Origin of the sequence: Brevibacterium sp. JSBI002 (assembly GCF_026013965.1) — a bacterium.
GTDB lineage: Bacteria > Actinomycetota > Actinomycetes > Actinomycetales > Brevibacteriaceae > Brevibacterium.
In genome coordinates this window covers 1965260-1978473 of sequence record NZ_CP110341.1, presented here as the reverse complement: position 1 = coordinate 1978473, position 13214 = coordinate 1965260, and the positions used below count along the sequence as shown (strand labels likewise).

Sequence of the window (13214 nt, the reverse complement as noted above, 5' to 3'; positions counted from 1 at the left end):
GAGAACACCCAATGCCACTGAGACACGACCTCAAATCCGTCCTCGTCATCGGCTCCGGCCCCATCGTCATCGGCCAGGCCTGCGAATTCGACTACTCCGGCACCCAGGCCTGCCGCGTGCTGCGCTCCGAGGGCCTGCGCGTCATCCTCATCAATTCGAACCCGGCGACGATCATGACCGACCCGGACATCGCCGACGCCACCTACGTCGAGCCCATCGACCCGGACGTCATCGAGACGATCATCGAGAAGGAACGCCCCGACGCGCTCCTGCCCACCCTGGGCGGACAGACCGCACTCAACGCGGCCATCGCCCTCCACGACGCCGGAGTGCTCGAGAAGTACGGTGTCGAACTCATCGGTGCCGACGTCGACGCCATCCAGCGCGGCGAGGACCGCCAGAAGTTCAAAGACATCGCCGAAGCCTGCGGTGCCGAAGTGGCCAGATCCGCCATCTGCCACACGCTCGACGAAGCTCTGGCCGCCGCCGAGGAGCTCAACTACCCGGTCGTCGTCCGACCATCGTTCACCATGGGCGGCCTCGGTTCGGGCATGGCCTATGACGAAGCCGATCTGCGCCGCATCGCCGGCGCCGGCCTGTCCGATTCCATCACCCACGAGGTGCTGCTCGAGGAATCGATACTCGGGTGGAAGGAATACGAACTCGAGCTCATGCGCGACAACAAGGACAACGTCGTCGTCGTGTGCTCGATCGAGAACGTCGACCCCGTCGGCGTGCACACCGGCGACTCGATCACCGTGGCCCCGGCACTGACGCTGACCGACCGGGAATACCAGTCGATGCGCGATATCGGCATCGCCATCATCCGGGCCGTCGGCGTGGACACCGGCGGCTGCAACATCCAGTTCGCCGTCGACCCCAGGACCGGACGCATCATCACCATCGAGATGAACCCACGCGTCTCCCGGTCCTCGGCGCTGGCATCGAAGGCCACCGGCTTCCCGATCGCGAAGATGGCCGCGAAGCTCGCCGTCGGCTACTCGCTCGACGAGATCCCCAACGACATCACGAAGGTCACTCCGGCCAGCTTCGAACCGACCCTGGACTATGTGGTCGTGAAGATCCCGCGCTTCACCTTCGAGAAGTTCCCGGCCGCGGATCCGACCCTGACGACGACGATGAAATCCGTCGGTGAGGTCATGGCACTGGGCCGCAACTTCACCACCGCGCTGCAGAAGGCGATGCGCTCACTCGAGCAGAAGGACTCCGCGTTCAGCTGGACCGACCTGCCCGACGTCTCCGACGACGACGTCCGCGAATCCGTCCTCGAAGCGATCTCGCACGCCACTGCCGACCGCATCCACTCGGTCCAGCGCGGACTCGCCGCCGGCCTGAGTGCCGAAGAGGTCTTCGACGCCTGCGAGATCGATCCCTGGTACCTCGACCAGATCCAGCTCATCAACGAGGTGGCCGCCTATGTCCGCGACGCCGACGAACTCGACGAGCAGGTCCTGCGGGTCGCGAAGAACCACGGTTTCTCCGACGAGCAGATCGCGGGACTGCGCAGCCTCGACACGAGCGTCGTCACCGGCATCCGCCATGCACTGCGCGTGCGCCCGGTGTTCAAGACGGTCGACACCTGCGCCGGGGAATTCGAAGCGAAGACTCCCTACCACTACTCGAGCTACGACTCCGAGACCGAGGTCATGCCGCGCGAACGCCCGGCAGTGATCATCCTCGGTTCGGGCCCGAACCGCATCGGCCAGGGCATCGAGTTCGACTACTCGTGCGTGCACGCGACCATGGCGATCGGGTCGGCCGACTACGAGACGATCATGGTCAACTGCAACCCGGAGACCGTGTCGACCGACTACGACACCGCCGATCGCCTGTACTTCGAACCCCTGACGTTCGAAGACGTCATGGAGGTCTACCACGCCGAGCTCGCCGCCGGCGAGGTCCTCGGGGTCGTATGCACTCTCGGCGGACAGACCCCGCTGGGCCTGGCCGACAAGCTCAAGGCCGCGGGTGTGCCGGTGCTCGGCACCCAGCCCGAAGCCATCGACCTGGCCGAGGACCGCGGAGAGTTCGGAGCCGTGCTGGAGAGGGCCGGACTCACAGCCCCCAAGCACGGCACCGCGGTGACCGCCGCGGAAGCCGCCGCGATCGCGGAGAACATCGGCTACCCGGTGCTCGTGCGGCCCTCCTATGTCCTCGGCGGACGCGGAATGCAGATCGTCTACGACCGCACCCAGCTGCTCGACTACATGGCCAGCGCCACGGAGATCTCGACCGACCGTCCGGTCCTCGTCGACCGGTTCCTCGAAGACGCCATCGAGATCGACGTCGACGCCCTCTACGACGGCAACGAGGTCTACATCGGCGGAATCATGGAGCACATCGAGGAGGCCGGAATCCACTCCGGTGACTCCGCCTGCGTACTGCCCTCGCTGACTCTGGGCGAGGACGTGCTCGAACGCGTCCGCCAGGGCACGAAGGCCATCGCCGAAGGTGTGGGCGTGCGCGGACTGCTCAACATCCAGTTCGCCATCGCCGCGGATGTCCTCCACGTCATCGAAGCCAACCCACGTGCCTCGCGGACCGTGCCGTTCGTCTCGAAGGCGACGTCGACCCAGTTGGCCAAGGCCGCGGCACTCATCGCCGTCGGTCGCACGATCGAGGATCTGCGCGGAGATCTGCTGGCAGCAGACGGCGACGGCTCGACCCTGCCGCTCGACCATCCGATCGCGGTCAAGGAGGCAGTCCTGCCGTTCCGACGGTTCACCACCGTCGAAGGCAAGATCGTCGACTCGATCCTCGGCCCCGAGATGCGTTCGACCGGTGAGGTCATGGGCATCGACCACAACTTCCCGACCGCCTTCGCGAAGGGACTGCTCGGGGCTTCCGTGAAGCTGCCGACGGCGGGGACCGTGTTCGTGTCGGTGGCCGATCGGGACAAGCGCGCCATGGTGCTGCCGGTCAAGGAGCTCGTCGACATGGGCTTCGACGTCGTCGCGACCACCGGCACCGCGGCCGTGCTCTCCCGCTACGGGATCAAGACCACCCAGGTGCACAAGCACTTCGAGGCCGACGCCGAAGACCGCACGGTCATCGACTACCTCACCGCGGGCACCATCGACATGGTCATCAACGTGCCGTCGGGTCGGCAGGAACGCGCCGACGGCTATGAGATCCGAGCGGCGGCGACCGCGAACTCCGTGCCGCTGATCACGACGCTGGCCGAATTCGCCGCCGCCGTGACCTCCCTCGAGGTCATCCGCGACTCGAAGTTCGACGTGCGCAGCCTGCAGGACTGGAGCGCCTGATGTTCGGCACCCGACTGGCAGCGGCCATGGACGAGCACGGACCGCTGTGTGTGGGCATCGACCCGCACGAGCATCTCCTCGCCTCCTGGGGGCTGCCTGCCAGCGCCGCAGGCGTACGGGAGTTCGCCCTCCGCACGGTCTCCGAGCTCAAAGGCTCGGTGGCCGCCGTCAAACCGCAGTCCGCGTTCTTCGAACAGTTCGGCTCCGCCGGAATCGCTGCTCTCGAAGAGACGCTGGCCGCGGCCCGGGACGCCGGACTGCTCACCGTCCTCGACATCAAACGCGGTGACATCGGGTCGACCATGGGTGCCTACGCGAAGGCCTACCTCGACCCCGCCTCGGCGCTGGCCGCGGACTCGATCACGGTCTCGCCCTACCTCGGATTCGGTGCCCTGGAGCCCGCCTTCGAACTCGCTGCCGCTCACGGAAAGGGCGTGTTCGTCCTGGCACTGACCTCGAACCCGGAAGGGGCAGAGGTCCAGCATGCCGAGAAAGACCGCGAATCGGTGGCCGGATCGATCGTGTCCCGAGTGCGGCAGCGCAATGCTCGGGCGGTGGGGTCATCCGACGAGCTCGGTCCTTTCGGACTCGTCGTCGGCGCGACCATCGGCACCGCCGCGCGCGATCTGGGATTCGATCCCGGTGACTGCGGGGGACCGATCCTCGCCCCGGGCGTCGGCGCACAGGGCGCGGGCCTGACCGAGCTGCGTGCCGTCTTCGGCGACCGGGCGCTGAAATCGGGACAGGTGCTCGCCACCGCCTCCCGGGCGGTGCTCGGCGCTGGACCCGACGGTCTCGCCGAAACCGCCGCCGCTCTCAATCGTGCGCTGACGATCACCGACTGAACACCGGTGTTCGGATCGCGGGGGCGGTCCGAACACCGGATTCGGTGCTCCGTCGACGGCGGATTCCGGCTCGCCACACCACAAATTTCTGCTCATATCGCCTCTCGGCAGGGATTTTGTCTTAGACTGAGACAACTTCCCTACCTGCCCGTTCATGGTGACAGAGGAGACAAAGTGGCACTCGAACCGTTGACCCCGCAACAGCGTTCCGCTGCGTTGGACAAAGCGTTCAAGGCACGTCAGGCACGAGCCGAAGTGAAGTCGGCGCTGAAGACCGGCGATACCGATCTCGCGGCCGTGCTCAAGAAGGCAGCAGACGACGAAGCACTGGCGAAGATGCGTGTGCTCGATCTGCTCAGAGCTCTGCCCGGAGTCGGCGACCGGCGCGCCGAAGCCGCCATGGAAGAGGTCGGCATCGCCACCTCCCGTCGGATCAAAGGTCTGGGCGTGCACCAGAAGTCCGCCCTGTTGGAGAAATATTCCTGAGTGTGACAACCTCAGATCTGTGAATAATCGACTCACCGTTCTCGCGGGTCCGACCGCCGTCGGAAAAGGCACCATCAGCACCTATATTCGGCAGAATCACCCCGAGGTGTGGTTCTCCGTGTCGGCCACGACCCGCCCCAGGCGACCCGGTGAGATCGATGGTGTCCATTATCACTTCCTCACCGACGACGCCTTCGACACCCTCATCGCCGAGGATCGGCTGCTCGAATACGCCGTCGTCCACGGACGCCACCGCTACGGCACGCCTTCGGCTCCGGTGGAGGAGAAGCTCGACCAGGGGATTCCCGCGCTGCTGGAGATCGATCTGCAGGGAGCTCGCCAGGTCAAAGAGAAGATGCCCGATGCCCGCTTCGTCTTCCTCGCCCCGCCCAGCTGGGAGGAACTCGTCTCCCGATTGACCGGTCGGGGCACCGAAACGGAGGAGGAGCAGGAGCGACGACTGGCCACCGCGAAACGCGAATTGGCCGCCGAATCGGAGTTCGACGTGACCATTGTGAACGACCACGTTCGCACTGCGGCCGAAGAACTCCTATCATTGATGGGTATATCCACTTCCGATTAGATGGGAATCTCCTTGCCCGCACAGCCTGAAGGCATCACCAACCCTCCGATCGACGATCTGCTCAACGTCACCGGTTCGAAGTACGAACTGGTCTCGATCGCGGCAAAGCGCGCCCGTCAGATCAACTCGTACTACGCCCAGCTGCAGGAGGGACTGCTCGAGAACGTCGGTCCGCTCGTCACTCCGGGCACCAACGAGAAGCCTCTGTCGATCGCTCTGCGTGAGGTCAACGAGTCGAAGATCGTCGCCCGCGAGGTCTCCGAAGCCGACTTCATCCAGGCCGCACCCGAGGCCGAAGCCACCGCTCCTGTGAGCGACGACGGCGCGATCGACTTCAGCGACCAGTGAGAATCGTACTCGGCGTCGCCGGTGGGATCGCCGCCTACAAAGCGGCACACATCATCCGGCGACTCCGGGAGCTCGACCACAGCGTCAAGGTCGTTCCTACGGCCAACGCACTGAAATTCATCGGTGCCCCCACTCTTGAGGCCCTGTCCGGCCAGACCGTGACCACCAATGTCTTCGACGAGATCGACACCGTCAATCATGTGCGCATCGGACAGGAAGCCGAACTCGTCATCATCGCCCCGGCGACCGCCGATCTGATCGCGAAGATCGCAGCCGGACGAGCCGATGACCTGCTCACCGCCTCCGTGCTCACCACCACCGCCGAGGTGGTCGTGGCCCCGGCCATGCACACCGAGATGTGGCTCAACCCCGCGACGGTCGCCAACATCGCGACCCTGCGCTCCCGCGGCGTCCATGTCCTCGACCCTGCAGTCGGACGCCTCACCGGCCCCGATTCCGGTCCCGGACGACTCCCCGAACCCGAAGAGATCGTCGACTTCGCGCTCTCGGTCAAGGACGGCACAGCCGGCGGCTCGGCAGACGCACCCGCCGACCCCAGCGGTGCTCTGTCCGGTCGCCGCATCGTGATCAGCGCCGGCGGCACCAGGGAAGCACTCGACCCCGTGCGCTTCCTCGGCAACCGCTCCTCGGGCAAGCAGGGCATTGCGCTGGCCAAGGCCGCGTATGCCGCGGGCGCAGCAGTCGAGCTCGTCGCCGCGAACATCGACACCGGTCTGCTGACGGGACTGCCTGCGGGCATCACGATCACTCCGGTCGAATCCACTCTGGAGCTGCAGTCGGCGATGCATAGCGCCCAGACGCGCGCAGATGCCATCATCATGGCCGCTGCCGTCGCCGATTACCGGCCGGCCGAGACGACGGACTCGAAGATGAAGAAGTCCGGAGACGCCGGTCTGACTCTGCGTCTCGTGCAGAACCCGGACATCCTCCGCGGACTCGTCGACGAGCGCAGCCGTGAGACCAGACTGCGCCACCAGATCATCGTCGGATTCGCCGCCGAGACCGGGGACGCCGCCACCGCCGCCCTCGACTTCGCTCGAGCCAAGTTCCAGCGCAAAGGCGTCGACCTGCTCGTATTCAACGACGTCTCGGACGACCGCGCCTTCGGCCACGATGACACCATGGTCCAGATCATCTCCTCCGACCGCGGCGAGATCGTCGTCGGTGAGGAATTCCACGGGTCGAAGGACCATGTTTCACAAAAGGTCATCGCGGCCGTCTCCGACCGAATCACCCACGTAGAATCGACAACGTGACACACACAAATCTGCGTTTCTTCTCATCCGAGTCCGTCACCGAGGGACATCCCGACAAGATCTGCGACCAGATCAGCGATGCGGTGCTCGACGACCTGCTCCGGCAGGACCCCAACGCCAAAGTGGCCGTGGAGACCATGGTCACCACCGGCCTCGTCCACGTCGCCGGTGAGGTGAATACGGCCGCCTACGCCGATGTCGCCGGAATCGTGCGCAGCCTCATCACGGGCATCGGCTACGACTCCTCGGACACCGGCTTCGACGGACACTCCTGCGGAGTCTCCGTGTCCATCGGCAGCCAGTCCACGGACATCCACTCCGGTGTGACGAATCCGCTGGACTTCCGCGAAGCCGTCGAATCCTCAGACCACGGCACCAGCCTCGGCGCCGGAGATCAGGGACTGATGTTCGGCTATGCCGACAACTCCACCGATGTGCTCATGCCGCTGCCCATCCACCTGGCTTCCCGGATGGCCGAGCAGCTCTCTGAGGTGCGCAAGTCCGGCCGGCTCGACTACCTGCGTCCCGATGGCAAGACGCAGCTGACGTTGGGCTACGACGGCGACGAGGCAGTCTCGATCGAGAATGTCGTCGTCTCCACCCAGCATTCGGCGGACACCAGCCAGTCCCAGCTGCACACGGAGATCAAGGAACTCGTCATCGATCCGGTGATCGCCGACTCCGGTCTCGACACCTCGGGAGCGAACATCCACATCAACCCGGCCGGTCCCTTCGTCACGGGCGGACCGATGGGCGATGCCGGTCTGACCGGTCGGAAGATCATCGTCGACACCTACGGCGGGTTCTCCCGCCACGGCGGCGGTGCGTTCTCCGGCAAGGACCCGTCGAAGGTCGACCGTTCGGCGGCCTACGCGATGCGCTGGGTCGCGAAGAACGTCGTCGCCGCCGGTCTCGCGGACCGCGCCGAGGTGCAGGTATCCTATGCGATCGGCCGAGTCGATCCGATGGGGCTCTACGTCGAGACCTTCGGCACGGAGAAGGCGGACCCGGCAGCCATCTCGGCCGCCATCCGCGAGGTCTTCGACCTCCGCCCCGCGATGATCATCCAGGAACTCGACCTGCTGCGCCCGATCTACTCGCAGACCTCGACCTACGGCCACTTCGGCCGTGAACTGCCCGATTTCACCTGGGAGGTCACGGACCGCGCCGAGGACCTGCTGCGCGCCGTGTCCTCCAACTAGTCTGCCGTCGGCGTGGACGAACCCCTCCCGATCGACACCGGCACCTCGGCCGAGGGCCAGGTTCCCCTGGCCCCGACCGAACCGGTCGCCCGAGTGCTCATCGACCATCCCGTCCCGCACCTGGCGCGGACGTTCGACTATGCGGTGCCGGAGAAGCTCGCCGAGGCTGCCCTGCCCGGTGTGCGGGTGCGGGTGAAGTTCGCTGGGAAGCTGCGCGACGGCTATGTGCTCGAACGCGTCGAGACATCGGACCACGTCGGTCCTCTCGCGACGATCCAACGCATCAGCGGCCCAATTCAGGTGCTGAATGACGATCTGCTCGCCCTGAGCGAAGCCGTCGCCCGTCGCTACGGCGGCACCCTCGCCGATGTGTTGCGCCTGGCCATCCCACCGCGTCATGCCCGCGGCGAGAAAGCCGTGCTCAAGGCGGAGAAGGCGGGAGATCCGGGCGCGCAGACCGATGCGGACGCGGCGGACCCAGCGACCGGGCCGAACGCCGGACCGGCGGATGATCCGCAGCTGCTGAACCGCCTAGCCGAATGGGTTCTCGCGGCGGGGGACCAGCCCACGGCCGACGATGCCTCGGCGTCGCCTCGGCGCAGGGCCGTGGCGTGCACACCCGGGCCGACGCCGGGGCTGAGCTGGATCCGTGCCGGACTCGATGCCGCACGGGCGAGTCTCGAGGCCGGCCGGTCCGTGCTCTGGCTCGTGCCCGATCATCGCGAACTCGCCGTGCTCCAGTCGACCCTCGCTCAAGCCGGGATCGCGGAGGTCTCGGTGCTCAGCGCCGACCAGTCACCGGAGCTGCGGTGGCAGGCCTGGCTGCGCGGACTGCTCGGACACACGCGGATCACGATCGGCACGCGTGCGGCGGCTTTCGCCCCGGTCGCGGACCTCGGGCTCATCATCTGCACCGATGACGCGAACCTCAACTATCTCGATCAGCACGCCCCGTACCCGCACGCCCGAGAAGTCTGCCTGCTGCGGTCGACGATCGAGGACACCGAGCTGCTCTTCGTCTCCACTGACCGCAGCGCCGAGGTGCAGCGTCTCGTCGAGATCGGCTGGCTGGCCGACGTCACACCGGTCGGTCCGGCCCGGCGGCATGCCGCGCCGGTCGTCTTCGTCCCCGATGAGGAGCGGGATCCCTTCGCGTGGCAGCGCATTCCCAGCCGCGCCTGGCAGATCATGCGAACGGCGCTGCGTCCGCGTCCCCGGGACGGCGGAGTGCCCGGCCCGGTGCTCGTGCAGGTGCCGCGCTCCGGCTACTATCCCGTCTTCGCCTGTGCCCGCTGCCAGGAAGTCGCCCGCTGCCCGCAATGTCAGGCGACGCTGACCACACAGTCCGAGGTCGGTCCCTTCGCCTGCCGGTCCTGCGGCTACCACTCGGAGACGTTCAGCTGCCTGCGCTGCCATTCGAACCGTGTGCGATCGATCGTGCGCGGCCGGGCCCGCACCGTCGAAGAGCTCGCCCGGGCGCTGCCCGACATCGAGATCGTCGAATCCGGAGGCGACCACATCTCCACTGCCCTCGACGAGACCCCGCGGCTCGTGGTCGCCACCACCGGAGCCGAACCCTATGTGCTCGGCGGCTATGCCGCGGCGATCCTTCTGGATTCGCTGTGGCCGGGACCCTGGATGCGCTCGATCGACGAAAGTGTGGCACGTCGACTGCGAGCCGCCTCACTCGTGCGATCCCGCGTTGACGGAGGAGCCGTCTACCTCGGAGACGAGGACGAACTCATCCGGCAGACCCTGACCGCCTTCGATCCCACGACCTTCATGTCACGACAGCTGAGCGACCGGAAGTCCCTCGGCTTCCCGCCCTACCGACGGATCCTCGAACTCACGGGAGCGGGTGCCGACATCGACGAGGTGCGGGAACAGATCGGCGAGGTCGAGGAACTCCTGCGCGAAGACGCCGAGGACGGCCAGCGCAGCGTCAGCGCCTACCCGTTCTCCGCCGGAGACTGCGTCGGGACGAGAGCGGCCGAGATCATCGCCTCCCGGTCCGCCAAGAAGCAGCGACAGGTGCGCGTGCGCATCGATGATCCCCGGTCGCTGTGACGGCGCGGCGAACCAGTAGAATTCCCCACGTGGATATCGTCTTCGCCGGCACCCCTGATGTCGCAGTTCCCGCCCTCGAGGCCTTAGCCGAGTCGAGCCACCGCATCCGTGCGGTGCTCACCCGACCCGATGCGCCCGTCGGAAGGAAGAGAGTCCTCACCCCGTCACCGGTGAAGACTCGCGCTCTCGAACTCGGACTGCCCGTCATCGAAGCCGGTCGTCTGCGCGGCGAGGTCATCTCCCAGCTGCAGGCACTCGATGTCGACGCCGTCGCCGTCGTCGCCTTCGGCGCCATCGCGGGACCCGCCGCACTGGCCACCGCCCGACTCGGCTGGTTCAACCTCCACTTCTCGCTGCTGCCGGCCTATCGCGGCGCCGCCCCTGTCCAACGCGCACTCATAGGCGGCGAGACCACCAGCGGGATCAGCGTGTTCCGCATCGACGAAGGTATGGACACCGGCCCCGTGCTGCGCCGACTCGAACTGCCGCTCGACCACTCCGACGTCGCCGAGGCTCTTGAGGACTATGCACGCCGCGGCGCCCCCGAACTCGTCGCCGCCTTCGACGATCTCGCCGCCGGCACCGCCGCCCCGATCCCGCAGACCGGTGAGTCCAGCCATGCCGAGAAGATCACCGTCGTCGACGCCCACCTCGATCTGTCCGCTCCGGCCGCCCGGGTCATCGACCGGGCCCGCGGAACCAGTCCCGCACCGGGACCGTGGGTGGAACTCGACGGAAAGAGGACGAAGCTCTTCGGACTTTCACCCGCACCAGAAGTGACGACCCCCGGCACTGTCGGGCAACTGACCACCTGGCAGCGGCAGCCGGTGCTGCGCTGCGGTGACGGCTGGGTCCGAGTCGAGCAGATCCAGCCCTTCGGCAAGGCCCGGATGGCCACTGCCGACTTCCTGCGCGGCCGCGGAGACGTGACCTTCGACCCCTATACCGAGAGGCAGGCATAAGAGCCATGGCTGAGTCAGCAGGCAGAGACCGCCGAGGCGGCAGCCGCGGCAACGACGGCAATCGCGGGCAGCGCCGAGGCGGCCCCCGAAATGCAGAGCGAGCGGGTAAGAACCTGCCGCGGCGCATCGCCTGGGAAGTCCTCCTCGACGTGGCGACGAAAGACGCCTACGCGAACCTGCTGCTGCCGGCCAAACTCTCCCGCACCCATATGGGCGCTCAGGACGCTGCCTTCACCACCGAGCTCACCTACGGTACCCTGCGTCGGCAGAAGTTCTACGATGCGGTCATCGAAATCGCCTCGTCCCGAGCCGTCGACAAGATCGATCCCGAACCCCTGGCCGCAATGCGGCTCGGCGCCCACCAGCTGCTGTCGATGCGGGTGCCCAACCATGCTGCACTGTCCGAAACCGTGGCCGTGGTCAAACGATCGGCGGCGAAGACCGCCGGATTCGTCAATGCCGTGCTCCGCCGCATCTCGGAAGCCGAACCCGCCGAGTGGCTCGACCGCGTCACCGCCGAGGCCGACGAGACCACCCGACTCGCGATCGAACACTCCCATCCCGAATGGGTCGTCCGTGCACTGAACCAGGCGCTCAAGGGACACGGCCGCGATGCCGCCGAGCTCGAAGCCCTCCTCGAAGCCGACAACGCTCCCGCAAAGGTCGGCGTGACCGCCCTGCCCGGACTCATCGATCGCGCCGAACTGCCGGGTGAACCCACTCCGCTGTCGCCGATCGGCGTCACCCTGGAGACCGCAGTGCCCCGAGACGTGGCAGCCGTGGCCGACGGACGCGCCCGCGTCCAGGACGAAGGTTCCGCGCTCGTCGCCCTCGCTCTGGCCGATATCGACGCACCCATCGGAACCTGGGCCGATCTGTGCGCAGGACCCGGAGGCAAGGCAGCCGTCCTCGCAGCCAGAGCCGCGGGCGAATCGACGACCTTGGAGGCCTTCGACTCCAGCGAGCACCGTGTCGACCTCGTCCGCGACTCCACCAAGGCGCTGACCAATGTCACCGCCGCCGTCCGCGACGGCCGCGACGCTCGCGGACCCTACTCGAAGATCCTCGTCGACGTGCCCTGCTCCGGACTCGGCGCCCTGCGCCGCCGCCCCGAAGCCCGCTACCGCAGGTCGCCCGACGACATCACGGCACTGACCGGACTCCAGCGCGAACTGCTCTCTGCCGCCCTCGACGCCTGCGCACCAGGGGGAGTGGTCGCCTACTCGACGTGCTCACCGCATTACGCCGAGACCGTGCTCATCGTCGACGAGGTTCTGCGCCTGCGAGCCAAAGCGGGAAGTGCGGACATCGAGATCCTCGACACCCCGGCCGTGCTGTCGGCGATCACCGGCAGCGAGTCGGAGTCGTTCGCGTCGGTGAACCGTGAAGGCGGGCGATACGCCCAGCTCTGGCCCCATGTCCACAACAGCGACGGAATGTTCCTGGCTCTCCTGCGAAAGGCGAAATGACCCATGTCGATCGATATCAACCCCTCCATCCTGTCCTCGGACTTCTCCGATCTGCGCGGTGAGCTTACCAAGATCAGCACCGCCGATATGGCCCATATCGACGTCATGGACAACCATTTCGTGCCGAACCTCACCTTCGGCCCGCCCGTCGTCGAACGCATCCAGGCGATCTCACCGATCCCGCTCGACGCCCACCTGATGATCGCCGATGCCGACCGCAATGCTCCCGTGTACGCGGAGATCGGCTGCGCCTCGGTGACCTTCCACGCCGAGGCGGCTGCCGCCCCCGTCCGTCTCGCTCGGGAACTGCGCCGTCTCGGGGCCAAGGCCAGCCTCGCCCTCAAGCCTGCCACCCCGATCGAACCCTTCATCGACCTCCTCGGCGAATTCGACCAGATCCTCATCATGACCGTCGAACCCGGATTCGGCGGTCAGAAGTTCCTCGACGTGTGCCTGCCGAAGATCACGCGGACCCGCGAAGCGATCTCTGCTGCCGGACTCGAGATCAAGCTGCAGGTCGACGGGGGAGTCTCCGCGGCGACGATCGACCGTGTCGTCGACGCCGGCGCCGACGTCCTCGTCGCCGGCTCCGCCGTCTACGGTGCCGACGATGCGGCAGCCGCCATCAGCGAACTCCGCACCCTCGCCGCCGCACACACCCACTGACCGAACCGGGCCGGACTATGCT

At 66.8% G+C, this 13214-nt stretch carries 11 protein-coding genes; all 11 read left to right on the top strand.

The window, feature by feature from the left end; all coding sequences use genetic code 11:
* Nucleotides 1-11 precede the first annotated feature (11 nt).
* The 11 genes from carB to rpe all read left to right on the top strand — a co-directional run bounded on the left by carB (nt 12) and on the right by rpe (nt 13192).
* Nucleotides 12-3287 (top strand): carbamoyl-phosphate synthase large subunit, encoded by a 3276-nt coding sequence (gene carB, locus LJ362_RS09095; protein WP_264798731.1) that lies wholly within the window; start codon nt 12-14, stop codon nt 3285-3287.
* Nucleotides 3287-4132, top strand: a complete 846-nt coding sequence (gene pyrF, locus LJ362_RS09090) for an orotidine-5'-phosphate decarboxylase (RefSeq protein ID WP_264798729.1) — start codon at nt 3287-3289, stop codon at nt 4130-4132. Before carB ends, pyrF begins: the two co-directional genes overlap by 1 nt.
* A 174-nt stretch (nt 4133-4306) precedes the next feature.
* Entirely contained in the window at nt 4307-4618 is a 312-nt protein-coding gene (gene mihF, locus LJ362_RS09085; RefSeq protein WP_025777825.1) for an integration host factor, actinobacterial type, read from the top strand.
* 19 nt (nt 4619-4637) lie between these two features.
* Nucleotides 4638-5201 carry a guanylate kinase gene (gmk, locus tag LJ362_RS09080; protein WP_139908109.1) on the top strand — a complete coding sequence of 188 codons (564 nt, stop codon included), beginning with the start codon at nt 4638-4640 and terminating at the stop codon, nt 5199-5201.
* A complete protein-coding gene (gene rpoZ / locus LJ362_RS09075; RefSeq protein ID WP_264798728.1) occupies nt 5202-5549 on the top strand; it encodes a DNA-directed RNA polymerase subunit omega in 348 nt (115 codons plus the stop codon).
* The gene (coaBC, locus tag LJ362_RS09070; RefSeq protein ID WP_264798726.1) at nt 5546-6826 is read left to right on the top strand and encodes a bifunctional phosphopantothenoylcysteine decarboxylase/phosphopantothenate--cysteine ligase CoaBC; all 1281 of its coding nucleotides are present in this window, start codon (nt 5546-5548) and stop codon (nt 6824-6826) included. The genes rpoZ and coaBC overlap by 4 nt, the downstream gene beginning before the upstream one ends.
* The gene (gene metK, locus LJ362_RS09065) at nt 6823-8028 is read left to right on the top strand and encodes a methionine adenosyltransferase (protein WP_264798724.1); all 1206 of its coding nucleotides are present in this window, start codon (nt 6823-6825) and stop codon (nt 8026-8028) included. The genes coaBC and metK overlap by 4 nt, the downstream gene beginning before the upstream one ends.
* A gap of 12 nt (nt 8029-8040) precedes the next feature.
* Complete coding sequence (locus tag LJ362_RS09060; RefSeq protein WP_264798723.1) at nt 8041-10095, top strand: primosomal protein N'; 2055 nt, start codon at nt 8041-8043, stop codon at nt 10093-10095.
* Between the two features lie 29 nt (nt 10096-10124).
* Nucleotides 10125-11057 carry a methionyl-tRNA formyltransferase gene (locus LJ362_RS09055; protein WP_264798721.1) on the top strand — a complete coding sequence of 311 codons (933 nt, stop codon included), beginning with the start codon at nt 10125-10127 and terminating at the stop codon, nt 11055-11057.
* Nucleotides 11058-11062: 5 nt separating this feature from the next.
* Nucleotides 11063-12526: an RsmB/NOP family class I SAM-dependent RNA methyltransferase gene (locus LJ362_RS09050; RefSeq protein ID WP_264798720.1), complete on the top strand. Its 1464-nt coding sequence runs from the start codon at nt 11063-11065 to the stop codon at nt 12524-12526.
* Between the two features lie 3 nt (nt 12527-12529).
* Nucleotides 12530-13192, top strand: coding sequence for a ribulose-phosphate 3-epimerase (gene rpe / locus LJ362_RS09045; protein ID WP_172169686.1), 663 nt, complete (start codon nt 12530-12532; stop codon nt 13190-13192).
* Nucleotides 13193-13214: the final 22 nt, after the last annotated feature.

Bases quoted from the DNA above. Each gene is read 5' to 3' on its own strand.
- carB (WP_264798731.1), top strand. From the start codon at position 12: ATGCCACTGAGACACGACCTCAAATCCGTCCTCGTCATCGGCTCCGGC.
- pyrF (WP_264798729.1), top strand. From the start codon at position 3,287: ATGTTCGGCACCCGACTGGCAGCGGCCATGGACGAGCACGGACCGCTG.
- rpoZ (WP_264798728.1), top strand. From the start codon at position 5,202: ATGGGAATCTCCTTGCCCGCACAGCCTGAAGGCATCACCAACCCTCCG.
- LJ362_RS09050 (WP_264798720.1), top strand. From the start codon at position 11,063: ATGGCTGAGTCAGCAGGCAGAGACCGCCGAGGCGGCAGCCGCGGCAAC.
- rpe (WP_172169686.1), top strand. From the start codon at position 12,530: ATGTCGATCGATATCAACCCCTCCATCCTGTCCTCGGACTTCTCCGAT.